A 26190-nucleotide genomic window follows, 5' to 3' on the forward strand; every position below is an offset into this window, starting at 1 on the left:
CAGTTTCACGGCCGGCTCCAGCGACGTCGCAGGATGAACGCGCCCGCCTTGGGTTTGCGGTCGCGGGTGAACACGCCCTTCTTGTTGCCCTCCACCCGGAAGACACCGGCCGAGGTGGCGAAGTCGGCGAAGTTCCACACGTGTTCGCCCACCACGGCGTCGACGCGGTCGAAGACCCGGTGGTACATCTCCAGGAACTCCGCCTGGTACTCCTCGGTCCACGGCTGCGGAACGACCGAGTGCAGGCCCGCCATGGTGTCGGCGCCGTACTCGGTGACGATGATCGGTTTGCGGTGCCGGCGCGCCCACGCCGTCAGGTCGGCTTCCAGTTCGCGCTCGGCCGCGGTCAGGTCGCCGGTCTGGGTGTACCAGCCGAAGTACCGGTTGATCATCACGACATCGGCCAGGTCGGTCACCAGGCACTCGTCCGCCGGCGACAACATCACGTTCACGAAGCCGACCGGGCGGGTGGGATCGAGCCGCCGCGTCTCGGTGAACAGCGGTTCGAAGTACTTCTTGGACTCCTCGGTGTGCGACTCGGGTTCGTTGGCGATGCTCCACAGCACGACACTGGGGTGGTTCTTGTCCCGGGCGACCAGCTCCCGGATCGCCTGCAGGTGCGTGCGCTGGGTGGCGTCGGAGACCGTCTCCGCGGAGAAGGTCGGCCGCTTCGCGCCGTGCAGGATGCCGCCGCCGAGCCCGAGGTTGAGCCCCACCGCGGCGGTCTCGTCGATGACGACGATGCCCTTGCGATCGGCGTAGTCGAGGATCTCCTCCGCGTACGGGTAGTGCGAAGTGCGGAACGAGTTGGCGCCGATCCAGTCCAGCAGCGCGAAATCGTGGACCATCGACACATCGTCATGGCCCTTGCCGCGGACGGCGTGGTCCTCGTGCATGCCGAAACCGGTGAAGTAGAACGGTTCTCCGTTGATCAGGAACCGGGTGCCGTCGACGGCGACCGTCCGGATGCCGACGTTCAGCGAGTAACGGTCGGCGGGTGATCCGCCGTCCCACAGCTCGACGTCCAGTGTGTACAGATAGCCCTCGCCGGGACGCCAGGGGTGCGCGTCCTCGACGGTGAGCGTGCCGGACGTACCGGCGGCGCGCGCGACCTCGGTGCCCGACGCGTCGCGCAGAACGACGTGCGTCTCCACGTCCGCATCGCCGCCGGTGATCGCCACGTCGTAGTCCACCGTGCCCGTCGTGCCGGCCAGCCCGGTCCGGACGGTCACGTCGCTGACGTGCGTGACCGGTGTGGTGTACAGCCACACCGGCCGGTGCAGGCCGGCGTAGTTGAAGAAGTCGTGGTGGTACCGCTGCCGCGGCCCCTCCGGGGTCTGCTCGACGTATCCGGGCGGGATCGAGTCCCAGCCGAGGCGGTTGTCGACGACCACCGTGACCCGGCTGGTCCGCCCCGGCTGCACGGCACCGGTCACGTCCGCTTCGAACGGTGTGTACCCGCCTTCGTGCACGGCGACCTGTTCATCGTCCACCCACACGACCGCGCGGTGGGTCGCGGCGTCGAACCGCAGGACGATGCGCTCCCCCGCCCAGCTCGCGGGCACCACCACGTCGGTCTGGTACCAGACGTCGCCCACGTGCTCGCGGATCGCGGGGTCCGGGATGACGTCGTTGTAGCTGGCCGGCACCGGCATCTCGACGCGGCCGGGAAGCGGCGCCTGCCACCACTTCTGGTCCCGGCCCGCTCCGCCGGAATCGGTGGCGAAGCGCCAGAGCCCGTTGAGGGTGCGGCGATCTCGCCAGGTGTTGAGAATCGGTCGAAGCATCGTTGCTTCCCTTCTGGGCAACAAGAGGTACCGCCCGAAAGTATGAGGCCGCCAGTAGCATGACAATCTGTTGCCAGCTGTTGCCACGAGGACCGGAGGCGGGGCGTGGGCCAGGGACGGGTCACCATCTACGACGTGGCGCGGCACTGCGGGGTGGCCGCGTCCACCGTCTCGCGGACGTTCAGCGACCCGGCGCGGGTCAACGCAGCCACCCGCGAGCGGGTGCGGGCCGCCGCGCGCGAGGTCGGGTACGAGCCGAGGCCGCTGGCCAGGGTCGAGTCGCCCGGCCGCAGCCGCACGCTGATGCTGGTGGTCACCGACATCGCCAACCCCTACTACGCGCCGCTGATCAAGGCGGCCCAGGCACGGGCCATCGAACGGAACTTCACCCTGGCGCTGACCGACAGCGACGAATCGCCCGAGGTCGAGGCGCGGAACCTGCGGCAGCTGCTCGCCGCCACCAGCGGCGGGATCCTGGCGACCTCGCGGCTGTCCGACGAGGTGGTGCGCCAGCTCGCCCAGCACCGGGCGCTGGTCATGGTCAACCGGGACATCGACGGCCTGCCGAGCCTGTTCGTGGACACCGCGGCCGGCATGCGCAAGGCGGTGCGCCACCTCGCCGCACTCGGCCACCGCCGCATCGCCTACCTGTCCGGGCCGCGCAGCTCCTGGGTCAACAGCCAACGCTGGCGCGCCGCCCAGGAGGAAGCGGGCTCGCTCGGCATCCGGGCCGCCTTCCTCGGTCCGTTCGCCCCCAACCAGCAGGGCGGCCACGAGGCGGCCGACGCCCTGATCCTCGACGGCGCGACCGCGGCGATCGCCTACAACGACCTGATCGCGCTCGGCACACTCCACCGCCTGCACGCGGCCGGGGTCCGGCTGCCGGACGACATCAGCCTCATCGGCTGCGACGACATCTTCGGAGCGGACCTGACGGTACCCGCGCTGACCACGATCGCGGGCCCCACCGCCAAGCTGGGCAGATGCGCGGTGGACGCGTTGTGCGCGGAGCTCTCCGGGCGCGGCGGGCAGCAGGCGGCGCAGAGCTTCGACGCCCACCTGGTCGTCCGCGGCTCGACCGGTCCCGCCCCCGCGGCAACTGGTGGCAACTAGTTGCCACGGCGCCGGTCCCGGCGGGAGCCTGCGAGAATGCACCGTGGCTCGACAGGGATCGCCCTCGAACCCCATCCGGACCGGCTCCTGCCCAGCGACCCCACCGAGCGGTCGATCGCCCGCAGGTTGTACGAGAGCGTGCGCGACCTGCCGTTGATCAGCCCGCACGGGCACGTCGACCCCGCGCTGCTGGCCCGGGACACGCCGTTCGGCGACCCCGCCGAACTCCTGGTCACTCCCGACCACTACGTGACCAGGCTGCTGCACGCACACGGCGTCCCGCTGCGCGACCTGGGCCTGCGCGACGAGGATGGGCACACCGCCGCGCCTCGCGAGGTGTGGCGCGCCTTCTGCTCGCATTGGCGGTTCTTCCTCGGCACGGCGTCGCGCCAGTGGCTGGAGGCGGAACTGCACGACGTCCTCGGCGTGACGGTCCACCCCTCCGCGGCGACCGCCGACGCGTTGTTCGACGAGATCAGCGAGCGGCTCGCCAAACCCGGTTTCCGGCCCCGCGAGCTGTACGAGTCGTTCAACATCGCCGTGCTCGCCACCACCGACGACCCCGCCGACGACCTGCGGCACCACCGGGCGCTGGCCGACGATCCGTCCTGGCGGGGCCGGGTGGTGCCGACCTTCCGGCCCGACCGTTACCTCGACGCCACGAACCCGGGCTGGCCCGCCGCGCTGGAGCGCCTCGCCGAGGCGAGCGGCATCGACACCGGCAGCTACCGCGGCACGATCGCCGCGCTGGAACAGCGCCGGGAGTTCTTCCGCCGGCACGGCGCCACCACCACCGACCACAGTGCCCCGGACGCCCGCATGGAGTTCCTGCCGGAGGCGCAGGCATCGCGGTTGTTCGACGCGGTCCGCGCCGGAAACGCCGCACCCGGCGAGGCGCGGCTCCTGTCCCGGCACCTGCTCGGCGAAATGGCCCGCATGTCCAGCGAGGACGGCATGGTGCTCGCCCTGCACACCGGCGTCGAACGCAACCACCACGAACCGACCTTCGCCCGGTACGGGGCCGACACCGGCCACGACATCCCGTTGCACGCCGAGTTCACGCAGGCGCTCAAGCCCATGCTGCGACGGTTCGGGACGCATCCGGCGTTCCAGACCGTGCTGTTCACGCTCGACGAGACGGTGTTCTCACGCGAGCTCGCGCCGCTCGCCGGCTTCTACCCCACCGTGTACCTCGGTGCCCCGTGGTGGTTCCTCGACGCCCCCCGGGCCATGCGCCGCTTCCGGGACGCCGTCACCGAAACAGCCGGATTCCACCGCACCGCCGGGTTCATCGACGACACCCGCAGCTTCTGCTCGATCCCGGCGCGCCACGACACGGCCCGCAGGGTCGACGCCGCGCACCTCGCGAGCCTGGTTGCCGAGCACGTCCTCAGCGAGGACGACGCGCACGAGGTGCTCCACGACCTCAACGACCGCCAGCCGCGGAAGGCGTTCCGGCTGTGACCCCGCGACTCACCCGCGACGGCGCACCACCGCCCGTTCGCGCTGTCCACTTGGGACTCGGCGCGTTCCACCGCGCCCACCAGGCCTGGTACACCGCGGCCGACCCCGCCTGGGGCATCGCCGCCTACACCTTCCGCAACACCGAACTGCCGCAGCTGCTCACCCGGCAAGGTGGGCTGTTCTCCCTGCTCGTCCGTGACGAAACGGGTGACCGGGTGGAAACAGTCGGCTCGATCGCGCGTGCACACCCCGGCGCGGACACCCGGCAGTGGCTGGCGGACGTGGCCTCTCCCGAGGTCGCGCTGATCACCCTCACGGTCACCGAGGCCGGGTACACCGTCCCCGAGCCGGGCGCCGACTCGGCGGTGTCCCGGCTGGTGGCCGGGTTGCTCGAACGCTTCCACGCCAACGCAGCTCCGATCACGCTCGTGCCGTGTGACAACCTCGCCGACAACGGGGAAGTCCTGCGCGCGGTCCTGCGCAAGGTGTGCCAGCAGCCCGCGTTCGCCGAGTGGGTGGAACACGAGGTCGCGATCGCCGGCACCGTGGTCGACCGGATCACCCCGGCCACCACCGAACGCGACGTGCGGACCGTTCAGGACCTCACCGGGCGGTGGGATCTGACGACGGTGGTCACCGAACCGTTCACCGAGTGGCAGATCGCCGGCACCTTCCCCCGCGGCCGCCCCGAGTGGGAGCGGGCAGGCGCGCAGGTCGTCGAGGACATCGGGACCTACCAGCAGCGCAAACTGTGGATCCTCAACGCCGCGCACTCACTGCTCGCCTACACCGGACTCGCCCGCGGGCACACCACCGTCGCCGAGGCCGCCGACGATCCGGTGCTCGGCGAGCTGACCGAGTCCTGGTGGGACACCGCCGCGGCGTACCTGCCCGTCTCCCCCGCCGAGATCACCGACTACCGGCGACGACTGCGGGACCGGTTCGCCGCACCCGGCATCCGGCACCTGCTGAGCCAGATCGCCGCGGACGGCTCGCACAAGATCCCCGTGCGGATCCTCCCCGTGCTGCACCGCGAACGGGCCCGGGGCCGGCTGCCGCACAGCGCGGTCGCCGGCCTGGCCGCCTGGCTGGCCTACCTGCGCGGGAGCGAGGTGCGGGACACGCGCGCCGCCGAGCTGACCCCCTTGGCGCACACCGCGAACCCCGCACAACGCGTGCTCGCCACGATCGACCCCGCGCTGGGCGACGACCGGGAACTCCTCACCGCGATCGACGCCGAGCTGCGCGTTCTGACGTGAGCATCGCGCTGACCGGAGCCGGTCGCGCTACCCGCGGGCACCGCGCCCATCACTGTTCGGCGGCGCCGGCCTCCGATGGGCCACCGGACTCTCGTGATCGGCGCGGCTGGACGAGCCTCCCGGCCGGCACGCGCCTGGCCCGGCAACCGCACGCGGGTCACCCCATCCAGCGGCGGGTGCGGTTCGGGGAGCGGATCAGGCAGCACCAGCTCGCCAGCGAGCGGCGTGGATCCGTGCAGCGGCAAGATCCGCGCACGTCGACACGCCGGCCAGGAAGCGACCCCGAACGACGCGGACAGAGGAACCGTGCAGAGGAAAGACGACCACGAACCTCGAGCCGTCGTTGCCACGCAGAACAGCTCTAGCCCGCAGGTTGCTCAGGAGGTGGCACGCTCGCGAAAGAAACCAAGGAACCGGGCACCCACTCCGGATGTCACGTACTCACCACGTCCTTGTCATCACCCTTGCGCGAACCACCTGAGTTCAGTCAGCACTCAGACGCGGGTACCGGATGAGCTCTCAATTCTGTCGCGTACAGCTCCACACAAAGAGCCGTAGTTTCGAACGAAAAACCCTCTCGACCATTCTCCACATTGCGCCAGCAAGCAATACCCATCAAATGGGCGAAGCCATAGACCGGGTCGATTCCACCGGGCAGATATGCTTCAATCTTCAGCACCTCGGCATCTACGAACTCGAATGAGACACCTCGGTCCGGATCCGCATCGAGACGCAAATCGATAAACACGGACATACTCGATTTGTTCGGCACGAATCGTACAGCCGACACGTGAGCCTGATTTCTCAGGTCGACATCGCCGAGGTCGTCGACGTCGAAGTCAATCAATGATGGCCCGCGCTCAAACTCCGTGAGCCCGGTGAACTTCACCAGCCACAACTCCTCTCGTCGCCGAGTGTTTCGACACCGGCCGAGGCAACTAAATCAATTCGACGGACCAATCGAGCACGAACCCGATTTCCTGGATGGCGGGCTGAACGTGGAGGGCGAGCACGTCCCGCGAAGCGGCGATGTGCAGGAAAGCGCCGTCGCTCCCAGGCATCCAGACCATCGTCAGATGGTCCGGTGAATAACACAGCAAGACGATCTCCCCCAGCCACCAACAAAGCCCATCGACTGCTCCAAGAAAACCGGCTGAGCCTTCGCTGACCACGGCTTGTCCTCGCTTGCCCGCCATCAGTGTTCGATGGCGGCAATCCCGCGCTGCCGTCGTCATGATGAACTGCATCACCCGCCGCTTCTCGTCCGGATGCGCAGTCTTCGGCCACTGCACGGTGATGGAATCGAACCCGGATCCGCGGAGAGCTTCCTCCGCAAAAGTCGGCACCAGCCCGGCGAACTCGCCAGGATCGTCGTGGAAAACAATCAGTGGCATCTCGTCGCGCATATCTTCTCCCGACCGCAAGACGTTCCTGGGTATTCCGCTGGACCCGGCGTGAATATCCTACCGGCTGCCCATAACGCCCGGTCTCACCCTCTGGGGGCTGCCTGTTGTCGGTCGCTTCAGCACTCATCCGGACGCCGGATCGCCACGAACCCGAACCCCCGGCCCGCCGGCACCAGCAGGAAGAACACCGTCTCCGCCGGCAGGGATCGTGCGGCGGAGACGAGGTCGCGAGAGCCCGGCGCGGCGACGCCGCGGACTCGCGGACCGCCGTGGTGATGCCTCACCGCGCCCTGATCCTGCCCCACCGGGTGTTCCCCGGGCCGCGGATCGCAGGACCACGCGGTGCGATCGGAACGCACCCGGCCGGACCACAGGGCGGTGGGGAGCGCCCGAACAACCGTGCTCGAGCCGGCACTTGCCATGCTGTCGATGTCAGCCCCACCTGGACCGGGACGTTCACCGGGGTTGACGGTTCAGGCTCCCGGTCGAGGCGGCGGCGTTCCGGCGACCTCGGCCGGGAGCCCCACCGGGCCCGCACGTGCCCGCGCGGTGCTGCGCCTTGCCGTCCGCCCCCGGGTCCGGCCGTCTCAGTGCGCGGGTGCGCCGGACCGCCGTCGCCGGGTTGCGGATCAGCCGAGCCGGTACAGCGGAGACCGTCGAGGCGGAAATGCGGAGGTAGGACGGCCCGCAGTGGGACAACGGTGGGAACCGGACACTAGTGGACATCGTCCGCGTCGCGGGGCGACGTGGTTGCGGGGCGCATCCGGAACGCGACAATCACCGCGAGGACGACGACCACGGCCATGACCAGGAAGGCGTCGGAGTAGGCCGCGCCGTCCGGACCGGAGTGCAGGGGGTTGATGGCGCCGCTGCCGCTGTGCTGCCGTGCGGTGATCAGCACGCCGAACAGGGCCGGGCCGGTGCCCGCGCCGAGGAACTGGGCCCCCTGGAGGATGCCGAGGCCGACGCCGACCTGGTCGGCCGGTAGCGCGCTCGCCGCCGCGCTGATGATGGGGGTGATGACGATGATGAAGCCGACGCTGAGCCCGAGGATCCCGATGCCTGCGGGGATCACCGAGGCGCCGGCCGCGAAGGTCGAGAGGAACAGGGCGAACAGTGTCATCGCCACGAGGCCCGTCAGTACCAGGGGCCGGGTGCCGATGCGGTCGGCGAGGCGACCGATCACCGGCGAAAGGAGGGCGACGGCGGCCCCGGCGGGGATCATGACCAAGGCGCCGGCCCCGGGGGTGAGACCGTTGACGTCCACGACCAGCTGCGGAACGAACACCAGGCCGCCGAGATTGACGAGCATGGCCAGGAACAGAGCGACGACCGCGGCCCGGTAGACGCGGTTGGTGAACAGCGCAGGCGGGACGAACGGCTGCGCAGCGCGGACGGTGCGCCACCCGAAGAGCGCGAGCGCCACGACCGCGACGACGAGGGTGGCCCAGGACGAGACTGCGGTGAAGCCAGCGACCTGCGCCTGGGTCATGCCGAACAGAACCAGCCCGGCGCCGAGGCCCAGGAAGATGCCGCCGGGAAGGTCGAACCGAGCCACGCCCGCCGGGGACTCGCCCGGGAGCACGCGCAACGCCGCGGGAAGCAGGACCAGCGCGACCACGAACATGAACCAGAACAGCGCGGGCCAGCCGAGGAACTGACCGATCCCACCGCCGAGCGCCGGCCCGGCGGCAGTGCCGATACCCGCGGCCGAGGAGACGACACCGATCCCCATCCCCCGCTTGTCCGCAGGCATCAACCTGGTGACCGCGATGATCGAGAGCACCGGTAGCCCGGCCGCGCCCATCCCCATCACGACCCGCCCGAGCACGAGCACGAGCAGCTCCGGGGCAAGAGCGCAGATCACGCTCCCGATGGCGTAGGTCAGCAGGGCGAAGCCGAACAGCCGCCGCAGGCTCACCCGGTCCGAGATGCGGCCGTAGACGGGGATTCCGACGGAGAACATCAGCAGGAAACCGGTGACGACCCAGGCGAGCTCGGCCGCGGAAGCCCCGAACTGCTCCCCGATCGACGGGAGCATGAGGTTGACCATGTCGCTCGCGATGACCGTGACGAGCACCGCCGGCAGGAGCACGGCCAACAGGGCCGGTGTCGAGCCGGTTCGTTCGGTTGTGGCCGGCGTGCGTGTCATGTCGGGGCATCCCTTCGCGGCATAAACTGCCACTATCATGGTTACAGTCAGGGTGGGAAAAATGGCGGAGGACCGGCCTCCGCCATGACTGGGTCAGCGATTCGCTGACGCGAGTTCGTGCTCGATGGCCAGCATCCGCCGCAGCAGGTCGGCGATCGTGGTGCGGCCGAGCCGTTCTTCCATGGCCCGTTCCGCGTCCCGGAACTCCACCTCGAGCACAGCGCTGATGTTGCGCCCGACCTCGCACGCGTCGCTCGGCGGATGGGCGTGCCGTGACAGGATCCGGCCCTCCTCGACAGCGGCGTACGCGTCGTGGAGCGTGATCTCCCGTGGGGTACGGGCCAGGGACCAGCCACCGCCGCGACCTTCGGTGGACCACACCAGGCCGGCGTTGCGCAGGCTGCCGAGAATGCGCCGCACGAGAACCGGGTTGCTCGCCAGGCTGTCCGCGATCTCCGCGGACGTCAGCGAGCGGTCGTTCCAGCGCGCCAACATGGTGAGCGCGTGAATCGCGACCGCACTCCTGCTGCTGACAGCCACCATTCTCCTTTCGCGGCCCGGCCGGCGCCGATCCAGCTGCAACGAACGTAGTTACAGTTAGATCGGCTGTCAACCGGCACTGGTGGGCTGACTGTCTCCGCGATCAGCCTGACCTGGGTAAACACCGGTCGGCGCGGTTCGTTCGGACCAACGGGGCGAAGGTGTCATATTCTGACAGGTGTGGTGGCCGGGCCAGTGCCGCGACCGAGGGTCCGGACAGTGGTCAGTGGGCAGCACCCACGCACCTGTCCCGGCTACCTTGATCGAACGACTGCAGGACGGAGCCCTGGTGACGAACTCGAAGCGGCCCACCCTCACCGAGCGCCGGGCCGAGGAGCTGCGGATGAGCATCGCACTCACCGCACGAGATCTGTTCGTCGCGGAAGGCGACACCTCGGCGACGGTGGAACGGATCTGCGAGATCGTCGGAATCGCACCACGGACCTTCCACCGCCACTTCCCGGTCAAGGAAGACGTCCTGATGCCGCTCCTGCGCCGCAGCGAACGGGTCATCGTGCAGGCGCTCGACGAAGCGCCGGACGACGCGGACCCGGCGGAGGTGCTCGCCTCGGCGCTCACCACAGAGCTCGCCCGCAGGCAGGTGCCCGAGTACGACCACCAGATCATGACGCTGATCATCACCACCCCGCAGTACCGCCTCCGCTTCGTGGAGTGGTGCGAGTCGCTCAGCGAGCCGATCACCCGGTTCCTGGCGCGCTACTACGAACTCGATGCGGACCCGTTCCTCCGAGAGCTCCCCGCGCGGCTGGTCATCCAGACCCTGAGGCAGGCGCTGATCCACTGGGTCGAGAGCGGCCGTTCCGGGGACTTCGACGAGCTCGCCACCTGGGAGTCGCGCGGTCTGCGCCTGGCGCTGAGCGGATTGACCCCGCGGACGGCGAGCGAGTGACGTGGCGCCACGGCGGGGGGCCCGGCCGGCGGCCGGGCCCCCCGCGAGTGGCACCGGACTAGGAAGCGGCCGCGTGGCAGGCCGCGATGTAGCCGTACACGATGCCCTGGCCGATCGTCGCCCCCGCGCCGGGATAGGACGTGCCGAAGGCGTTGGCCGCCGTGTTCCCGATCGCGTAGAGACCCTCGATGACCGTCCCGTCCTCGCGCCGGACACGGGCGTGCTCGTCGGCAACCACCCCGCCACACGTGCCGAGGTCGCTCAGAACCATCTTCACCGCGTAGTACGGGGCCTTCCGCAGCGGCGCGAGGTTGGGGTTCGGCGCAACCGTCGGATCGCCGTAGTAGCGGTCGTAGGCGCTGTCACCGCGGCGGAAGTCCGGATCGTGTCCCGACCCGGCGTGGGCGTTGAAGCGCTCGAAGGTGTCGCGGAAGGCCGCGGCCGGCACGCCCATCGCCCGAGCGAGCACGTCCAGGTCGTCCGACCGGTGCGCGACACCCGCCCGGTACCACGCTTCGGGAATCGGCTGCCGCGGGAACACCCCGCCCGCCAGGATGTAGTTGTTCCGGTAGCGCTGGTCGAAGACCATCCACATCTGCTCCACCGGCGTGCCGGCGCGTTCCCGCGCGAGCACGGCCTGCCCGAACGACATGTAGTCGATGGACTCGTTGATGAACCGTTTCCCGGTCTGGTCCACGATGAACGAGCCGGGCAGCGACCGCTCGGCGAGCATGATCGCCGGTGCCGAGCCCGGCAGTGGGGCGAACGCCGGGAACCACCACGCCTGGTCCATCAACGCGAGGCCGGCGCCGACCTCCTGCGCGGCACGGATGCCGTCGCCGGTGTTCCCGTCCGCGCCCAGGCTGGCGTGCTCGCCCAGGCGCGGCGACTGGAGCTCGTGCCGGGCCGCCATGTCGTGGTCGAACCCGCCCGCCGCGAGGACGACACCGCGGCGCGCGGTCACGGTGACCTCCGTGCCCGCCTGGCGGAGCACGGCACCGGACACCCGGCCACCGCTGCCGGTCAGGCGGACGAGGCTCGTCTCCGTCCACACCGGAATGCCCGCGCGCAGCACACCCGCGTACAGGCCCGCGGCGAGCGCCTGCCCGCCGGCCACGTAGTCGCGGCCGATCAGTTTACCGCCGACACCGAGGACGAGTCGCTGGATGATCCGTGGAATCGCCTTGCCCGGTTTGCGGGCCACCAGGTTCATCCACTTGTAGTCCGCACCGGTCACCGGCATCGGCACCGGTGCCGCCATCACGCCCGGGCGGAGCCTCGGGCGCTCGTCACGCAGGACGGCGGCGTCGAACGGGCGGCATTCGCAGGTCCGTCCCGCCGGACGGCCCCCCGGTTGCTCCGGATGGTAATCGGAGTAGCCCTCGGCCCAGAAGAACCGCATCGGCGTGGTCCGCGCGAGCATGTCGACGGCGGCCGCACCGTGCTCGAGGTACGCCCGGCTGCGCTCCGCGGGCGCCGACTCACCGACGACCGCCTGCAGGTACTTCCCGGCGTCCGGAACGGCCTGCGAACCCTTCTCGGGCAGGAGGGAGTTGCCCGGGATCCAGAACGCGCCACCGGAGCGCGCGGTCGATCCGCCGACGTAGGCCGTCTTCTCGACGACCAGAGTGGACAGTCCGAGCTCGTGTGCGGCCAGTGCCGCGGCCAGCCCGGTTCCCGATCCGATCACGAGCAGGTCGACGGTCGTGTCGCGGGCAGGCACGAGCGGAGGCAGCTTCTTCGTCATGGGTCTCCAGCTCCACTTCGTTCTCGCAGTAACAGTTCGGCTCACGGTTCGTCCCCCGGCATGCCCGCGAGGTGGTCGTCAGCGCCGCAGGAACGCCAGCACCACGGCTTCCCACGCGTCCTTCTGCTCGATCATGACCCAGTGCCCGCAGTCCGGGAAGATGTGCACCTCGCCGCGCGGCAGGACGCGCATCGGCAGCAAGGCCATGTCCACCGGGCTGACGCGGTCGTCCCGGCCCCACGTGACGAGCGTCGGGACGTCCAGCCGTCCCAGGGCGGCCCAGCTCGGCGTGACGGTGGCGTCGCGAGCTGCTTCGGCCATGCGCGCCAGCGCCGCCGCGCTGTACATGCGGCGCGAGTTCTCCAGCGTCGCGGGATCGGTGGCCTGGCGCCAGCGGTCCTCGATCAGTTCCTCCGTGACCAGCTTCTGGTCGAACACCATCGACCGCAACCAGGCGATCAGGGCAGCACGCGTCGGGTTCTCGACGAACTCGCTGAGCCGGACGATGCCCTCCCCCGGCTGCGTGCTGAACAACGGGGTGCCGATGCCGCCGACGGTCACCAGGCGCGAGACCCGCTCCGGGGCGGCGAGTGCGAACTCCGTCGCGACGAAGCCACCCATGGAGTTCCCCACCAGACGCACCCGCCCGAGCCCGAGACCGTCGAGCAGCGCACGCACCGCGGTCACGGCGGACTGCATGGGGTGGACGGCGCCGAAATCGTCGCTGACCCCGAAACCGGGGAACTCCAGGACGATCGTCCGGTAGTCACCGGCGAACGCCGGCACGTTGGCACCGAAGTTGCGCCATCCGGTCACCCCCGGTCCGGACCCGTGCAGCATCACCAGTGGCGGACCGTCCCCGCTCTCCCGGTAACGGAGCACACCGTGCTCTGTGGACAGCTCGCGAAGTTCGGGTACGGCACGGGAACCGGTGGAAGCGCTCATGAGCCCGACCCTGCCACCGGCGGGGCGCCGTCGCCGTGCGGGCTCCCGGTGAGCGGACACCTGGACCGGCCGGTCACAACGCCACGCTGAGACGGCTGTAACGGCCCCGGAAGAACACCAGCGGCGCCAGGTCCGAGGACGACAGGTGGCGCACCCGCGACACCACGATGGTGTGGTCACCGGCGAGGTGCTCGGCCTGGGGCTCGGCCTCGATCCACGCCAGGCACCCGGTGACCACCGGCGCCCCGGACGGGGACGGCGTCCACTCGATCCCGTCGAACTTGTCCGCACCGGGCCGCGCCAGCTGACGGGACACCGCCTCCTGCGCATCGGAGAGGATGCTGACCGCGTAGCGGCCCGCCGACCGGACCCGCGGCCACGACGTGCTGGCCGCACCCACGCAGAACGCGACCAGCGGCGGGTCCAGCGACACCGAGGTGAAGGAATTGGCGGCCAGCCCGACCGGCTTGCCGGTCCCGGGGTCGATCGCCGTGATGGCCACGACGCCGGTGGCGAAGTGCCCCAGCACGGTGCGCATCCGGACCGGGTCCAGCTCCGCAGAGCTCCGGACAGCCGGTTCGCCCACCGGGACATCGGAACCGTCGGGTGTCATCGCGTGCTCCTCTCGCTCAGTTCTCCGCCGCGGCCCGGCCGGCCCGGCGGCCGTAGAAGCTGCCGTCGCCCAGGGACGCGCCACTGACGTAGCCGCCGGTGCAGATGCCCGCCGTGCAGCGGCCGGCCGCGAACAGACCCGGGATCGCCGTTCCGGAAACGTGCAGCACCCGGCCGTCGAGATCGGTGCGCAGGCCACCCAGCGGAAAGCCGGCCGTCCGGTGGCGGAGGTCGAACCCGGCGACCGGACCGGTGATCGGGCGCAACCACCGGGGTTGCTTGCCCCACAGCGGGTCGCGGTGCTGCGCGGCGTAGTCGTTGTAGATCCGCACCGTGGACTGGAGTGTCCACTCGGGAAGTCCCATGTCGGCCTCCAGCTCGGCCACGGTCTCCGCCGCCCACGTCGGTGGAGTCCGCAGGGCGGGCGTGGCGGTCTCGGTGCCGAGGGCCTCCTCGTACGCCTGTTCGTCCATGACCAGGAACGCCTGGTCCTGCTGGTGGAACAGGGTCATCTGGCCGATCCGGCCCGGGTAGGTGTCCTCGGGGACGTAACGCTGCCCCTGGGCGTTGACCAGGATGCCGCGCGCCATCAGCTGCGGGTCGCAGAAGAAGGCGACCTCGGTCGCGTCCATGTGCGCGGTCGCCGCCCCGAGTGCCGTGGCCACCAGGATGCCGGTGCCGTCGTGCTCCTCGATCGCGGCACCGGGACGGCCGATCAGCTGCGGCGCGTGGTCGGCGACCATGCGCTCGGCGTAGGCGAAGCCGCCGGTTGCCAGCACGACCCCGCGGTCGGCCCGGATCGCGACGCGCTCGCCGTAATGCTGCGCCAGCACCCCGGCCACCCGGTCACCGTCCACGACGAGCCCCGTCAGCCGGACGTCGTACCGGACCCGCACGCCGAGGGCCTCGGCGGTCTCGGCCAGCGGCTTCATCAGCATGTAGCCGCCGCCGCGTTCCCCGGTGCGCTTGTTCTGCATCCGCGGCACGTGGCCCCGTGGTGCGGGCGTGGCGATGGCGTGGAACGGTGCTGCGTTCTCCCCGCCGGAGTAGGCGAGACCTTCGTCGTGCGGTGGTTCCCAGCCTGGTTCGTCCCACAGCGCCTCGCGGAACGGCACACCGTTGGCGACCAGCCAGTCGTAGTGCTCGGGGCTGCCCGCGCAGTAGTCGGTGATCTTCGCTTCGTCGGCGCCCGGGCCGACCGCGGCGAGCAGGAACTCCCTCATGTTCTCCGGCGTGTCCGCGAACCCGAGGGCGCGTTGCAGCGGGGTACCACCACCGAGGTACACGAAACCGCCCGCCAGGGCCGCCGCACCACCCCAGCCGCTCGTGCGCTCCAGGATCAGCACGTTCGCGCCGGCCCGCGCGGCCTCGATGGCGGCGCACACGCCGGCGATGCCGTACCCGGCTATGACCACATCGGCCGACTCGGTCCAGTCGCCGATCGACGCCGCCGAAACCGGGCTGATCCCGTTCTCCGGATCGGTTCGCATGGTGGGTCTGTGTCCTTCCTGCCGGATGTCGCGGAACTGGATGTCGCGGAATGGGGACCCGGTGCACCGCGTGAGCCGGACTCACGCGGTGCACCGGATGAAAGGTGGCGATGTTCGCGCAGCCCCCGGGGCTTCAGGAACCGGCCGGTGCCGCCGGAGCGGCTTCCCGCTCCGCTGCTTCCCGCGCTTCCTTCATCTCACGCATCCACAACCATTCGTGACCCCAGTAGCTGTCCGCCGTGATCTCCTCGGCCGTGTAGTAGCTTTCGTCGACGAGCTGGCCACCCGTGCCGTACTCGATGTCCCAGCCACCCGGCACCCGCACGTAGAAGGAAATCATCTTGTCGTTGGTGTGCCGCCCCAGCGTCGAGGAGACCGGGAAGTCCCGCGCCATCACCTCGTCGTAGGCCCGCCCGACGGCGTCCAGGGAGTCCACCTCGACCATCACGTGGATCAGCCCGGGGTCGCGGCCCTCCAGGCTGGGCATGATCGCCAGGCTGTGGTGCCGCTGGTTGACGCCCAGGAACCGGATGCGCAGCGGACCGGCCTCCGGCGGCCCCGGCATCCGGAACGCGCCACGGGACAGGAAGCCGAGGGTCTCGGTGTAGAAGGCGAAGGACTCGTCGAAGCTGGTGGTCGGCATGACCACGTGCCCGAGCCCCTGCCCTCCGGTGACGAACTTCTGCGCGTACTTGGTCAGCACCGGGCTGTGCTCGAGCACCGGGCCGTGGAAGAACTCGAGCGGGGTGCCGCCCGGATCCTTGAGGCAGATGCCGGCTTCCACCTTCCGCCGGTCCGCGAGCTCCTGCGTCATGGGGGTGTAGGCCACGCCCGCCGCGTCGAGGGTCGCGGCGAGCCGGCGCAGCGCCGGCGCGTCCCTGACCTCCCAGCCGACGGCCGTCACCCGGTCGGCGTCGCCGCGCTCGACGGTGATGCGGGACGGGCGCTCGTCCATGCGGAAGTGCAGCGCGTCGTCCTCGTCCCCGAAGCCGGGTGCGAACCCCAGCACGTCGAAGCCGAGTTCCCGCCAGCGCTCCAGGTCGGTGGCGATGACACGGACGTATCCCAGTCCCTTGATCTCGGTCATGGTTGTTTCCTTTCCGGACGGACGATCAGATCATCACGCGCAGGGGGCCCTGCGGTACCTCGACATCCAGCGAGGCCATGGCCGAGGCGTGGTAGGTGGTGCTCGAGACGTGAATCGCGTGGTGCAGGCCGGCGTGTGCGTCGCGCCAGAAGCGCTGCAGCGGGTTGTCCATGCGCAGTGCATTACCCCCGGCGCGGTCGAAGATCTCGTCCGCCGCGCGCACGGCACGCCACGCCGCGCGAACCTGGTCGCGGCGGACGCGGGCACGCGTGGCGAAGTCGATGTCCCGTCCACTGTCGACCAGGTCCCACACGCGGTCCACATTGGCCAGCAGATGCTGGCGGGCGGCGTCGATCTCCGACGCCGATTCACCGAGCGCGTGCAGCACGTAGGGGTCGTCCTTGATGACGTTGCCGCTGGCGCCGACCCGGTTGCGCTGGTAGTCGATACCCGCGGCGAGGACACCCTCGCAGATGCCGATCGTGGCCGCCGTGATCCCCAGGGGGAAGATGGTGGACCACGGCATCTTGTAGAGCGTCTCGGTGACCCCGTACTCCTTCGCCGCGGTTCCGTCGATGACCTTGTCCGCCTCCATCACGCGGTAATCCGGGACGAAGGCGTTCTGCACCACGATGTCCTTGCTCCCGGTACCACGGAGACCCACGACGTTCCACGAGCCGTCGATGATCTGGTAGTCCGACCGGGGCAGGATCACGTGCAGGCTCCGCGGCGGCATCAGCGGTTTCCCGTCGGCACCACCGACCATCGCGCCGAGGAAGATCCAGTCACAGTGGTCGGTTCCGGAGGAGAACTGCCAGCGGCCGTTCAGCACGTAGCCGCCGTCGCCCGGCACGGCGATGCCCGCCGGCATGTAGGGCGAGGCCTGCCAGGTGTCGCTGTCCGCCGCGAGGATCTCGTCCTGCACCTTGGGATCGGCGAACGCCAGTTGCCAGGGGTGCACCCCGACGATGCCGCCCACCCAGCCCGCCGACCCGTAGATGCTCGCGGTCTTCATCACCGCTTCGGCGAACTCCCGCGGGTGGGCCTCGTAGCCGTGGTACTTCGTGCGCTGCAACAGGCGGATGAGGCCCGCCTGGCGGAGGCGTTTGGCCATGTCGTCGGGCAGACGGCCCAACGTCTCGCCGTCGTCCGCGCCCGCGCGGAGCTCGTCGGCCATCGCCACGATGTTGTCGAGTACTGGATTGGACATGGATAGCTCCTGGTCGGTGTCACTGGACGGTGTCACTGGGTGTGGGATCAGCCGGCGCGCGCGGCGCCGGCGGGAGCGGGTGGCACGGATCAGTACGCGATCGACACCTCGTCGCTGACCGGTTCGGCCTGGCAGGCGAGGATGTATCCCTCGGCGAGGTCGGCCTCGGCGAGGATCGCGTTGCGCGCCAGGTTCACCTTCCCCGAGGTCAGTGAGCAGACGCAGGCGCTGCACGCGCCTTCCCGGCACGAGTACGGTGCGTCGATGCCGGCCGCCAGCAGGGCGTCGAGGAGTTTCCGCCCCGCCGTCCACGGCACGACGTGGTCGGCTCCGTCGATCGACACCCGCACGGTGCAGGCAACCTCCGCGGTGCCGGGTTCCGTTGCGTCGAGGGCAGCTCCGGTGGTGAACGGATCCTGCTGGAGCGACCGGAAGCGTTCCGCGTGCACGCGGCCGCCGGGAATCCCGGCGTCGCTGCACGCGGCGCCGGCGAGGTCCATCAGGGGGGCCGGCCCGCAGAGGTAGACCTCCCGGTCGGCGAGCGGGCGCAACAGCAGAGCCAGCGTGCGGCGCGTGGGATGGCCCTGCAGCGACTCGAGGTGGTGGATCACGGTGAAGCGCTCGGGGAAGCGGTGTTCGAGCGCCCGGAGCTCACCGGCGAAGATCACCGACGCCTCGTCCCGGTTGGCGTAGACCAGCACGACGTCCCCGGTGCCGCCGAACAGGATCGACTTCGCGATCGCGATCACCGGTGTGATCCCGCTGCCGCCCGCGATCAGCACGACCGGGCGGTCGAGCGCCGCCGGGGTGAACGTCCCGGCGGGCGGCAGCACCTCGATCTCGTCACCGGCCTCGACGGTGTCACACAACCAGTTCGAGCCGTGCCCGCCGGAAACGCGCTTCACGGTGAACTTCAGGGCCGGGTCGCAGTGCGGGGAGCTGGACAGGGAATAGCAACGCGCGGATCCGGACCCCGCATCCGGGACCCGGACGGTCAGGAACTGCCCCGGCCGGTAGTCGAAGAGGTGCGCGGCCTCCGCCGCGGGCTCCACGACGAACGAACGTGCGTCGGCGGTCTCGTCGATCACGGCCCGCACCCGGACGATCGTCCCGCGCGAGGCCGGCGCCGTGGCGCCGGCGTCGCCGCGTAGCTCGTGGCCGGCACTCGCCTCGGTGAACATCCACCCTCCTGGTTGCTCGTCGCCGCCCGCGTTTCCCGGTGCGGTGTCGGGACTCGGGGAACCGTAGAGCCGCGGCCGGCGGCGCGGTCCGGATCGTCTCGCTGACTGGGAGACCGATCGCGGGCCGCCCGGCGCGGCGGAGTAACCGGACCTGGCTTCCCACTGGGCGGGTCACCGGCCGGTCGCCGGCGCTCTGCTGTGCTGGCATCGACCCCGACCCGGCGCGGACCCGCGCCACCATCGCCGTGAAAGGAAGACCGATGCTGACCGTGGACCAGCTCACCGACGCCGTGGCGGAGTACGTTCGCCGACTGGAAGCCGGCACGGCGTCCGACATCGCAGCGCTCTACGCCGACAACGCCACACTGGAGGACCCGGCCGGCAGCGAGGTGCGAACGGGACGAGCGGCCATCACGGCGTTCTACCGCGAACTCGACGGTCTCGACGTCACCGCCGAGCTGCTCACCGTCCGGGCGTCCGGGGACACCGCGGCGTTCCACATGCGAGTCGTCACCACCGCAGGCGGGTTCATCACGTCGATCGAACCGATCGACGTGATGACGTTCGGCGCGGACGGCCTGATCACCAGCATGCGGGCCATCTGGAGCCCGGGCGACATCGTCCACCGCCGGAGCACCCCGGCCTGATGGGCGGTCCCGGCCCGGGCCGCGCGACGTTCCCGCTCAGTGAGCGGTCCGCGGCCGCACCGCGCCGGGCCTTGTTAGAACCGGTGGGTCGCCTTCGCGACGCAGCGGCGGCCCACCGGCCCGGCGCCGCCCCCCGGCACCACTTTCCAGGAGAGTGCACATGACCTCACCGCAGCAGGACCAGGAAATCCGCCGGATCGAGGCGGACGCGGCACCGGCCCGCTTCGCCCGCGGCTGGCACTGCCTCGGCTTGATCCGCGATTTCGCGGACGGCAAACCACACACCGTCCACGCCTTCGGCACCAAGCTCGTCGTGTTCCGCGGCGCCGGCGGCTCGATCAACATCCTCGATTCCTACTGCCGTCACCTCGGCGGCGACCTCTCCCAGGGTCAGGTCAAGGGCGACGAGATCGCCTGCCCGTTCCACGACTGGCGGTGGGGCGGCGACGGCCGGTGCAAGCAGATCCCGTACAGCCGCCGTGTCCCGCGGCTCGCCCGCACCCGGGCGTGGACCACGCTGGAACAGGACGGGATGCTGTTCGTCTGGCACGACCCGGAGGGCAATGGTCCCACCGACGAGGTCGCCATCCCCCGCATCGAGGGCGCGGGGAGCGACGAGTGGACGGACTGGCACTGGTACACGACGGTCGTGAACACCAACTGCCGGGAGATCATCGACAACGTCGTCGACATGGCGCACTTCTTCTACGTGCACGGGTCGTTGCCGACCTACTTCAAGAACGTCTTCGAAGGCCACGTCGCCACCCAGTACATGAACGGGGAGGCCCGCGACGACTACCCGGCGCCCGAAGGGCAGCCGAAGATGCTCGGGACCACGTCGGTCGCCTCCTACTACGGCCCGTCCTTCATGATCGACGACCTGACCTACCACTACGAGCACGGTGACCACCACACGGTCCTGCTCAACTGCCACTACCCGGTCACGGCCGACTCCTTCGTCCTCCAGTACGGCATCATCGTGAAGAAGTCGGCCACGCTCGGCGAAGAGGCGGCGATGCAGTCGGCCATCGCGCTCGGCGACCACATCAAGCTCGGCTTCGAGCAGGACGTGGAGATCTGGAAGAACAAGGCCCGCATCGACAATCCGCTGCTGTGCGAGGAAGACGGCCCGGTGTACCAGCTGCGCCGCTGGTACGAGCAGTTCTACGTCGACGTCGCCGACATCCGTCCGGAGATGGTGGACCGGTTCGAGTACGAGCTGGACACCACCCGGCCGCAGCAGGCCTGGCACGCGGAGGTCGCCGCCAACATCGCGCGCCGGGCCGAGGCGACGGGAACCCCGGCGTGAGCGAACCCAGGACCGACGCCCGGCTCGACGAGGTACCCATGCAGCCGCTGCGGTGCCACCACTGCGCGGCCCGGCTGATGGTGCGCAAGAGCAGCGTCGAGCAAACCAGTCTCCAGTGGAACGCCGAAGCCCGCGCGGCCTGTCCGGAACTCCGGTCCGCACCGGCTGCCGGGCCGGCGATCGCAGGCTGCTCGCGGCTCAGGGCCTCCGTCGAGGCGGAAGTAGCCGCCGGACGACTGCGGATCGTCGGGGCACCGGCGGTGTGATCGCGGGCTCGTCCGCCGGGCGAGCCCGCACTGCAGTGCGTTCCGCCGAAAGGCCCGGCACGTGGTTTACAACGCCGCGGGGATGTGCCTACACTCACTCCTGTCAGTTTCTGACATCTAGTCAGAGTATGACACTCTGACGGTGTTCTCGGAGGTGGTGTGGCAATGGCGCACATCCAGGAAGCCCCGGCCGCGATGATCGACCGCGTCGCTTCGCTGCTGGAGTCCTTCGCGGGCGAGCGGCCACTGACCCTGGCCGAACTCGCGCGCCGCTCACACGTCCCGCGGTCCTCGGCCCATCGCATCCTGCAGCGCCTGGTCGAGCTGGGCTGGGTGGAACGCAAGGAGTTCCGGTACGCGCTGGGTGTGCGCATGTTCGAACTCGGCGCCCAGTTCACCCGGCGGCATACCGTCCCCCGGACCGCCGTGCCCGTGATGGCCGAGCTTCACCGGCGCAGCGGCCTGACCGTGCATCTGAGCATGCTGGCCGGCGCCGACATCGTGCACCTCGAGCGGGTCGGGTCGTGGCCGTACACCACCGGGCCGTGGAGCGTGGGCGCCCGGCAGCCGGTGACGATCAGCGCCGCCGGCCGGGCGTTGCTCGCCGCCCTGTCCCCCGGACACTGGCCCGAGTTGCGGTTCGAGAAGGCCCCGACCCGGTATTCCATCCAGTCGCGCACGCAACTCCTGCGCGACCTCGACCGCATCCGCGACCGGGGCGGCGTCGCGGTGGACACCCAGGGGGCGCACTGGGGTGTGACGGCCGTGGCCGCCCCGATCACGACCGGCGACGACGAAGCGCAGTTCGCGCTGTCGATCTGCGGCCCGAGCCGGACACTGGATCTCGGGTCGGCGATCACCGAGGTGCGCCACGCCGCCGGAACCGTCTGGCGCGCCGCCAGCGGGCTGCCCCCGCTGCGGTCCCGCCCGGACCCGGCCCGCCACGCCACCCGGGCACGGGCCCAGGTGCCGCCGTCCTCCGGCGCCCCGCTCCAGCTGGTCGACATCGAGCCCGCCTGACCCGGGCCGGTGAGCCCGGTCGGGGTCAGAGCTTCGCCGCGAACGTTGCCCGCAGCTGCGCATTCCGCCCCGCCAGCACCTGGTTGGCCTTGCCGCGTTTCAAGTACAGGTGCAGATCGTGCTCGAAGGTGAACCCGACACCGCCGTGCAGCTGGAGGCAATCGGCTGCGACGCTCATCAGGGTGTCCGTGCACACCGTCTTCGCGACGGCCGCCACCGTCGCCACGTCGTCACCCGAACTGTCGGTCGCCGCACCGCTCGCCGCGCAGCGCACCGCGTACCGCGCCGTCGCCAGCGCACCGTGCACCGCCACCGCCATGTCCGCGCACCGGTGCTTCAGCGCCTGGAACGAACCGATCGGCCGGCCGAACTGCTCACGCACCTTCAGGTACGCGACCGTCTGTTCGAGACAGGCACTCGCCGCCGCCGCCGATTCCACCGCGATCGCGATCCGCACCAGATCCACCAGCCGGCGCGCGAGGTCGCCGCCCCGCGCCAGCCGCTGCGCCGGCACGTGCGAAAACTCCACGTCCGCCAGACGCCGCGTGTGGTCCAGGGCCCAGCGGGCGGTCCGGGTCACCCCCGGATCCGCCGGCGAGACCAGGTACACCCCGCCGTCCGCGCCCAGCACCAGCACCAGGTCCGCACGTGCGCCGTGGGGCACCGCCCGCGCCGTGCCGTGCAACCGGCCGCCGTCCACACCCACCGGACCCGCGACACCCGCCACCGCGATCGCCACCGGATCGGTCGCCAGCCGGTGCAGCACTTCCTGCGCCGGCTCGCCCGCCTCCGCGAGCACCGTCGCGGCGACCAGCGTGTCCGGCACCGGCGAGGGCACCACGGCGCGGCCGAACTCCTCGATCACGACGGCCGCCTCCGCGAACCCCAGCCCGAGGCCGCCGCAGGCTTCCGGCACGGTCAGCCCACCCAGCCCCAGCTCCGTCACACCGCGCTCGAACAGGGACCGGTCGTAGCCGTCGTCGCTGTCCATCGCCGTCCGCCGGCGCGCCGGATCCGCCTCCGCGCGCAGGAAGTCCGCGACCGCCTTGCGCATCTCCTCGAGCAGGCCTTCGTCCTCGTTCACCCGGGTACTCCGTTTCATCCCCGCGGAAGCCCGAGCAAGCGCTCGGCCACGATGTTGCGCTGCACCTCGTTCGACCCGCCGTAGATCGTGTCCGCCCGGCTGAACAGGAACAACGTCTGCTCCGGTGACAAGCCGTAGGATTCGCCGACGGTCAGCGCGTCCTCCCCCAGCACGTCCACGGCCAGCTCACCCAGGTCCCGGCGCCAGGTCGACCATTGCAGCTTCGACAGCGACGCCTCCAGGCCCGACACCGAACTGCCGGCCGAGCGCAGCGTCGACACCGCCGTGTACCGCAGGACGCGCAGGCCGACCCACGCGCGCACGAGCCGGTCACGCAGCTCGGGCTCGTCGAACGCGCCGTTGCGCCGCGCCAGCGCGACGACGTGGTCGAGCTCGCGGCGGAACCCGATCTGCTGCCCCAGTGTCGCGACCCCGCGCTCGAAGCCGAGCGTCCCCATCGCGACCCGCCAGCCGTCGCCCTCGTCGCCCACGCGATTGGCGACCGGGGTGCGGGCGCCGTCGAAGAACACCTCGTTGAACTCGCTGGTGCCGGTGATCTGCCTGATCGGCCGCACCTCGACCCCCGGCTGGTCCAGTGGCACGAGCAGGTACGACAGCCCGGCGTGCCGGGCCGACGCCGGATCCGTGCGCGCCAGCACGAAACACCAGTCGGCGACGTGCGCCAGCGAGGTCCACACCTTCTGGCCCGTCAGGACGTACTCGTCGCCCTCCCGCACGGCGCGCGTGCGCACCCCGGCGAGGTCCGAGCCCGCCCCGGGCTCCGAATACCCCTGGCACCACAACGTCTCCCCCGCGGTGATGCCGGGCAGGAAGCGCCGTTTCTGTTCCGCGGACCCGAATGCCAGGATCGTCGGGCCGACCAGCTGCTCGCTCATGTGCAGCAGCCGTCCCGGCCCGTTCGCGCGGGCGTACTCCTCGTGGAAGATCACCTGCTGCGCCAGCGACGCGCCGCGGCCACCGTGCTCGACCGGCCAGCCGAGGCCGATCCAGCCGCCGGCACCGAGCCGCCGTTCCCACTCGCGCCTGCGGTCGAGCGCCTCGTCCTCGCGGCCTTCGCCGCCGAGCCCGGCCACGTCGGCGAACTCCCCGGTGAGCTGTTCGGTGAGCCACGCCCGGACTTCGGCCCGGAATTCCTCGTCATCGGCCGTCATCGTCAGGCCCCGTACACCGGTGCGGGCGGCTCGGCCTTCGCGACCAGGTCCGCGACGACGGCGCCGAGCTGCTCCGGTTCCCACCGGCGGTCCTGGACCGCCGGTGGTCCGTGCCGCCAGCCGTCGGCGAGGGACACCTCCCCGCCGGCGATCTCGAACACCCGCCCGGTCACGTTCGCGGCGTCGCTGCCGAGCCACGCGACCAGGCCGGACACGTTGGCCGGGTCCATCGCGTCGAACCCCGTGGCGGGTTTGGTCATCTTTTCCGCGAAGACCGCCTCCGTCATCGGTGTGCGGGCCGAGGGGGCGATCGCGTTCACGAGCACGCCGTAGCGGGCGAACTCCACGGCCGCGACCTGGGTCAGCGCGGCGATCCCGGCCTTGCTCGCCGCGTAGTTGCCCTGCCCGACGCTGCCCAGGAGCCCGGCGCCGGACGAGGTGTTGACGATCCGTGCGGCCACCGGTTCGCCGGCCTTGGCCCGGTCGCGCCACCACGCCGCGGCGTGCCGCAGGGGGACGAAGTGGCCCTTGAGGTTGACGGCCATCACCAGGTCCCACTCGGCCTCGCTCATGTTGACGAGCATCCGGTCCCGGTTGACCCCGGCGTTGTTCACAAGCGTGTCGAGCCGCCCGAAGGTGTGCACGGCGAGTTCGACGACGTGCCGTCCCGCCTCCCAGTCGGCGATGTCGGCCACCACCGCGACCGCCTCGCCGCCCGCGGCACGCACCTCGGCGGCGACCGCCTCGACGGAGGCGGACATGTCGTTGAGGACAACCTTGGCGCCCTGGCGCGCGAACTCCAGGGCGTGCGCGCGGCCGAGACCCTGGCCCGCGCCCGTGATGATGGCGACCCGCCCCGCACAGAAGCCGGCCGTCCGCGTGTGCTCCGTCATGCGCCCAGGAAACCACAGCTCGCCTGCACGAGCAAGCGCTTGGTAGAAACAGCACCCGGAACCAACCAAGCAAATGCTAGGCTGGCTGCCAACCGTCACCCCCAGCGAAGGAGCCCCATGCCCATCATCCCGGCGACCCGGGACGACGGCATCCACGTCGTCACCGTGGACTACCCGCCCGTCAACGCACTGCCCGTGGCCGCGTGGCACGACCTCGCCGAGGCGATCACCGAGGCCGGCCGCGACGAGCGCACCCACGTCGTCGTGCTGCGCGCCGAAGGACGCGGTTTCAACGCCGGCGTGGACATCAAGGAAATGCAGCACACCTCCGGGTTCCACGCGCTGCTCGGCGCCAACCGCGGCTGCTACCAGGCCTTCAAGGCGGTCTACGAGTGCCCGGTCCCGGTCGTCGCCGCCGTACAGGGGTTCTGCCTCGGCGGCGGGGTCGGGCTGGTCGGCAACGCGGACACGATCATCGCCAGTGACGACGCCTACTTCGGGGTGCCCGAGGTCGACCGCGGCGCGCTCGGTGCGGCCACCCACCTCGCGCGCCTCGTGCCGCCGCACCTCATGCGCACGCTCTACTACACGAGCCGCACGATCACGGCCGAGCAGCTGCTCACGCACGGTTCGGTGCTCGAGGTCGTGCCGCGAGCGGATCTGGACGAGGCCGCGCTGCGCGTCGCCGCGGAGATCGCGGCGAAGGACCCCCGCGTGATCCGCGCGGCGAAGGAGGCGCTGAACGGCATCGACCCGGTCGACGTCAACCACAGCTACCGCTTCGAGCAGGGCTTCACCTTCGAGCTGAACCTCGCCGGCGTGGCCGACGAGCACCGCGACCGGTTCGTGGAGCAGGGTCGGTGACCCCGGCGGTGCCGGGCCAGCCGCGAGCGGCC

24 protein-coding genes are annotated in these 26190 nt (G+C 70.6%); 9 read left to right on the forward strand and 15 right to left on the reverse strand.

All coding sequences use genetic code 11. The features are described 5' to 3' along the window. Positions 1 to 5: 5 nt before the first annotated feature. Positions 6 to 1787 (reverse strand): beta-glucuronidase, encoded by a 1782-nt coding sequence (gene uidA, locus FHX46_RS16485; RefSeq protein ID WP_167115519.1) that lies wholly within the window; start codon positions 1785 to 1787, stop codon positions 6 to 8. Positions 1788 to 1892: 105 nt separating this feature from the next. Between uidA and FHX46_RS16490 the strand changes: the two genes are divergently transcribed. The 3 genes from FHX46_RS16490 to FHX46_RS16500 are packed head-to-tail and all read left to right on the forward strand — an operon-like array spanning position 1893 to position 5623. Further along, a complete protein-coding gene (locus FHX46_RS16490; protein ID WP_167115522.1) occupies positions 1893 to 2900 on the forward strand; it encodes a LacI family DNA-binding transcriptional regulator in 1008 nt (335 codons plus the stop codon). Positions 2901 to 2936: 36 nt separating this feature from the next. After that, entirely contained in the window at positions 2937 to 4364 is a 1428-nt protein-coding gene (gene uxaC / locus FHX46_RS16495) for a glucuronate isomerase (protein WP_167115525.1), read from the forward strand. Positions 4365 to 4414: 50 nt separating this feature from the next. Further along, positions 4415 to 5623, forward strand: a complete 1209-nt coding sequence (locus FHX46_RS16500) for a mannitol dehydrogenase family protein (protein ID WP_208400172.1) — start codon at positions 4415 to 4417, stop codon at positions 5621 to 5623. 487 nt (positions 5624 to 6110) lie between these two features. Here FHX46_RS16500 and FHX46_RS16505 read toward each other — a convergent pair whose 3' ends face one another. The 4 genes from FHX46_RS16505 to FHX46_RS16520 all read right to left on the reverse strand — a co-directional run bounded on the left by FHX46_RS16505 (position 6111) and on the right by FHX46_RS16520 (position 9724). After that, positions 6111 to 6512 (reverse strand): hypothetical protein, encoded by a 402-nt coding sequence (locus tag FHX46_RS16505; RefSeq protein ID WP_167115532.1) that lies wholly within the window; start codon positions 6510 to 6512, stop codon positions 6111 to 6113. A gap of 49 nt (positions 6513 to 6561) precedes the next feature. After that, a complete protein-coding gene (locus FHX46_RS16510) occupies positions 6562 to 7029 on the reverse strand; it encodes a hypothetical protein (RefSeq protein WP_167115535.1) in 468 nt (155 codons plus the stop codon). A gap of 715 nt (positions 7030 to 7744) precedes the next feature. Then, positions 7745 to 9181: an MFS transporter gene (locus FHX46_RS16515; RefSeq protein ID WP_167115539.1), complete on the reverse strand. Its 1437-nt coding sequence runs from the start codon at positions 9179 to 9181 to the stop codon at positions 7745 to 7747. Positions 9182 to 9274: 93 nt separating this feature from the next. After that, a complete protein-coding gene (locus tag FHX46_RS16520) occupies positions 9275 to 9724 on the reverse strand; it encodes an Rrf2 family transcriptional regulator (RefSeq protein ID WP_167115542.1) in 450 nt (149 codons plus the stop codon). 286 nt (positions 9725 to 10010) lie between these two features. On the opposite strand from FHX46_RS16520, the gene FHX46_RS16525 reads away from it, so the two are divergent. Continuing rightward, positions 10011 to 10631, forward strand: a complete 621-nt coding sequence (locus FHX46_RS16525) for a TetR/AcrR family transcriptional regulator (protein WP_167115544.1) — start codon at positions 10011 to 10013, stop codon at positions 10629 to 10631. A 58-nt stretch (positions 10632 to 10689) separates the two neighbouring features. Here FHX46_RS16525 and FHX46_RS16530 read toward each other — a convergent pair whose 3' ends face one another. The 7 genes from FHX46_RS16530 to FHX46_RS16560 form a co-directional block, all read right to left on the reverse strand. Beyond that, positions 10690 to 12378, reverse strand: a complete 1689-nt coding sequence (locus tag FHX46_RS16530; RefSeq protein WP_167115547.1) for a 3-ketosteroid-delta-1-dehydrogenase — start codon at positions 12376 to 12378, stop codon at positions 10690 to 10692. 78 nt (positions 12379 to 12456) lie between these two features. Beyond that, on the reverse strand, positions 12457 to 13323 hold the full coding sequence (locus FHX46_RS16535) for an alpha/beta fold hydrolase (protein WP_167115550.1): 867 nt from the start codon (positions 13321 to 13323) through the stop codon (positions 12457 to 12459). A 73-nt stretch (positions 13324 to 13396) separates the two neighbouring features. Then, a complete protein-coding gene (locus FHX46_RS16540) occupies positions 13397 to 13936 on the reverse strand; it encodes a flavin reductase family protein (protein ID WP_167115553.1) in 540 nt (179 codons plus the stop codon). A gap of 16 nt (positions 13937 to 13952) precedes the next feature. Next, positions 13953 to 15425, reverse strand: coding sequence for an FAD-dependent oxidoreductase (locus FHX46_RS16545; RefSeq protein ID WP_167115556.1), 1473 nt, complete (start codon positions 15423 to 15425; stop codon positions 13953 to 13955). Between the two features lie 133 nt (positions 15426 to 15558). Further along, the gene (locus FHX46_RS16550) at positions 15559 to 16512 is read right to left on the reverse strand and encodes a VOC family protein (protein ID WP_167115560.1); all 954 of its coding nucleotides are present in this window, start codon (positions 16510 to 16512) and stop codon (positions 15559 to 15561) included. Positions 16513 to 16537: 25 nt separating this feature from the next. Then, positions 16538 to 17722: an acyl-CoA dehydrogenase family protein gene (locus FHX46_RS16555; protein ID WP_167115562.1), complete on the reverse strand. Its 1185-nt coding sequence runs from the start codon at positions 17720 to 17722 to the stop codon at positions 16538 to 16540. A gap of 89 nt (positions 17723 to 17811) precedes the next feature. Continuing rightward, positions 17812 to 18903 (reverse strand): ferredoxin--NADP reductase, encoded by a 1092-nt coding sequence (locus FHX46_RS16560; RefSeq protein WP_167115565.1) that lies wholly within the window; start codon positions 18901 to 18903, stop codon positions 17812 to 17814. A 260-nt stretch (positions 18904 to 19163) separates the two neighbouring features. On the opposite strand from FHX46_RS16560, the gene FHX46_RS16565 reads away from it, so the two are divergent. The 4 genes from FHX46_RS16565 to FHX46_RS16580 all read left to right on the forward strand — a co-directional run bounded on the left by FHX46_RS16565 (position 19164) and on the right by FHX46_RS16580 (position 22145). Beyond that, the gene (locus FHX46_RS16565) at positions 19164 to 19550 is read left to right on the forward strand and encodes a nuclear transport factor 2 family protein (protein ID WP_167115568.1); all 387 of its coding nucleotides are present in this window, start codon (positions 19164 to 19166) and stop codon (positions 19548 to 19550) included. Between the two features lie 160 nt (positions 19551 to 19710). Then, positions 19711 to 20859 (forward strand): Rieske 2Fe-2S domain-containing protein, encoded by a 1149-nt coding sequence (locus tag FHX46_RS16570; protein WP_167115571.1) that lies wholly within the window; start codon positions 19711 to 19713, stop codon positions 20857 to 20859. Further along, on the forward strand, positions 20856 to 21125 hold the full coding sequence (locus FHX46_RS16575; protein WP_313886160.1) for a ferredoxin: 270 nt from the start codon (positions 20856 to 20858) through the stop codon (positions 21123 to 21125). The genes FHX46_RS16570 and FHX46_RS16575 overlap by 4 nt, the downstream gene beginning before the upstream one ends. A gap of 165 nt (positions 21126 to 21290) precedes the next feature. Then, positions 21291 to 22145, forward strand: a complete 855-nt coding sequence (locus tag FHX46_RS16580; RefSeq protein WP_167115574.1) for an IclR family transcriptional regulator — start codon at positions 21291 to 21293, stop codon at positions 22143 to 22145. Positions 22146 to 22170: 25 nt separating this feature from the next. Here the strand turns inward: FHX46_RS16580 and FHX46_RS16585 are convergent, their stop codons facing one another. The 3 genes from FHX46_RS16585 to FHX46_RS16595 are packed head-to-tail and all read right to left on the reverse strand — an operon-like array spanning position 22171 to position 25294. Next, positions 22171 to 23229, reverse strand: coding sequence for an acyl-CoA dehydrogenase family protein (locus tag FHX46_RS16585; RefSeq protein WP_167115576.1), 1059 nt, complete (start codon positions 23227 to 23229; stop codon positions 22171 to 22173). Positions 23230 to 23243: 14 nt separating this feature from the next. Beyond that, positions 23244 to 24401: an acyl-CoA dehydrogenase family protein gene (locus FHX46_RS16590; RefSeq protein ID WP_167115579.1), complete on the reverse strand. Its 1158-nt coding sequence runs from the start codon at positions 24399 to 24401 to the stop codon at positions 23244 to 23246. 2 nt (positions 24402 to 24403) lie between these two features. Further along, the gene (locus FHX46_RS16595) at positions 24404 to 25294 is read right to left on the reverse strand and encodes an SDR family oxidoreductase (RefSeq protein ID WP_167115582.1); all 891 of its coding nucleotides are present in this window, start codon (positions 25292 to 25294) and stop codon (positions 24404 to 24406) included. Positions 25295 to 25411: 117 nt separating this feature from the next. Here FHX46_RS16595 and FHX46_RS16600 point away from each other — a divergent pair, with 117 nt between their 5' ends. Then, a complete protein-coding gene (locus FHX46_RS16600; protein WP_167115585.1) occupies positions 25412 to 26158 on the forward strand; it encodes an enoyl-CoA hydratase family protein in 747 nt (248 codons plus the stop codon). Positions 26159 to 26190 lie beyond the last annotated feature (32 nt).

The sequence above is a fragment of the Amycolatopsis viridis genome (assembly GCF_011758765.1).
GTDB classification, from domain to species: Bacteria; Actinomycetota; Actinomycetes; order Mycobacteriales; family Pseudonocardiaceae; genus Amycolatopsis_E; species Amycolatopsis_E viridis.

What these genes read in the sequence shown, in the direction of transcription:
- FHX46_RS16580 (WP_167115574.1), top strand. Translation starts at nt 21,291, where the DNA reads ATGGCGCACATCCAGGAAGCCCCGGCCGCGATGATCGACCGCGTCGCT.
- FHX46_RS16530 (WP_167115547.1), bottom strand. Translation starts at nt 12,378, where the DNA reads ATGACGAAGAAGCTGCCTCCGCTCGTGCCTGCCCGCGACACGACCGTC.
- FHX46_RS16600 (WP_167115585.1), top strand. Translation starts at nt 25,412, where the DNA reads ATGCCCATCATCCCGGCGACCCGGGACGACGGCATCCACGTCGTCACC.
- FHX46_RS16560 (WP_167115565.1), bottom strand. Translation starts at nt 18,903, where the DNA reads ATGTTCACCGAGGCGAGTGCCGGCCACGAGCTACGCGGCGACGCCGGC.
- FHX46_RS16515 (WP_167115539.1), bottom strand. Translation starts at nt 9,181, where the DNA reads ATGACACGCACGCCGGCCACAACCGAACGAACCGGCTCGACACCGGCC.
- FHX46_RS16510 (WP_167115535.1), bottom strand. Translation starts at nt 7,029, where the DNA reads ATGCGCGACGAGATGCCACTGATTGTTTTCCACGACGATCCTGGCGAG.
- FHX46_RS16565 (WP_167115568.1), top strand. Translation starts at nt 19,164, where the DNA reads ATGCTGACCGTGGACCAGCTCACCGACGCCGTGGCGGAGTACGTTCGC.
- FHX46_RS16570 (WP_167115571.1), top strand. Translation starts at nt 19,711, where the DNA reads ATGACCTCACCGCAGCAGGACCAGGAAATCCGCCGGATCGAGGCGGAC.
- FHX46_RS16540 (WP_167115553.1), bottom strand. Translation starts at nt 13,936, where the DNA reads ATGACACCCGACGGTTCCGATGTCCCGGTGGGCGAACCGGCTGTCCGG.
- FHX46_RS16590 (WP_167115579.1), bottom strand. Translation starts at nt 24,401, where the DNA reads ATGACGGCCGATGACGAGGAATTCCGGGCCGAAGTCCGGGCGTGGCTC.
- FHX46_RS16550 (WP_167115560.1), bottom strand. Translation starts at nt 16,512, where the DNA reads ATGACCGAGATCAAGGGACTGGGATACGTCCGTGTCATCGCCACCGAC.
- FHX46_RS16595 (WP_167115582.1), bottom strand. Translation starts at nt 25,294, where the DNA reads ATGACGGAGCACACGCGGACGGCCGGCTTCTGTGCGGGGCGGGTCGCC.
- FHX46_RS16555 (WP_167115562.1), bottom strand. Translation starts at nt 17,722, where the DNA reads ATGTCCAATCCAGTACTCGACAACATCGTGGCGATGGCCGACGAGCTC.
- FHX46_RS16520 (WP_167115542.1), bottom strand. Translation starts at nt 9,724, where the DNA reads ATGGTGGCTGTCAGCAGCAGGAGTGCGGTCGCGATTCACGCGCTCACC.
- FHX46_RS16545 (WP_167115556.1), bottom strand. Translation starts at nt 15,425, where the DNA reads ATGCGAACCGATCCGGAGAACGGGATCAGCCCGGTTTCGGCGGCGTCG.
- uidA (WP_167115519.1), bottom strand. Translation starts at nt 1,787, where the DNA reads ATGCTTCGACCGATTCTCAACACCTGGCGAGATCGCCGCACCCTCAAC.
- FHX46_RS16535 (WP_167115550.1), bottom strand. Translation starts at nt 13,323, where the DNA reads ATGAGCGCTTCCACCGGTTCCCGTGCCGTACCCGAACTTCGCGAGCTG.
- uxaC (WP_167115525.1), top strand. Translation starts at nt 2,937, where the DNA reads ATGCACCGTGGCTCGACAGGGATCGCCCTCGAACCCCATCCGGACCGG.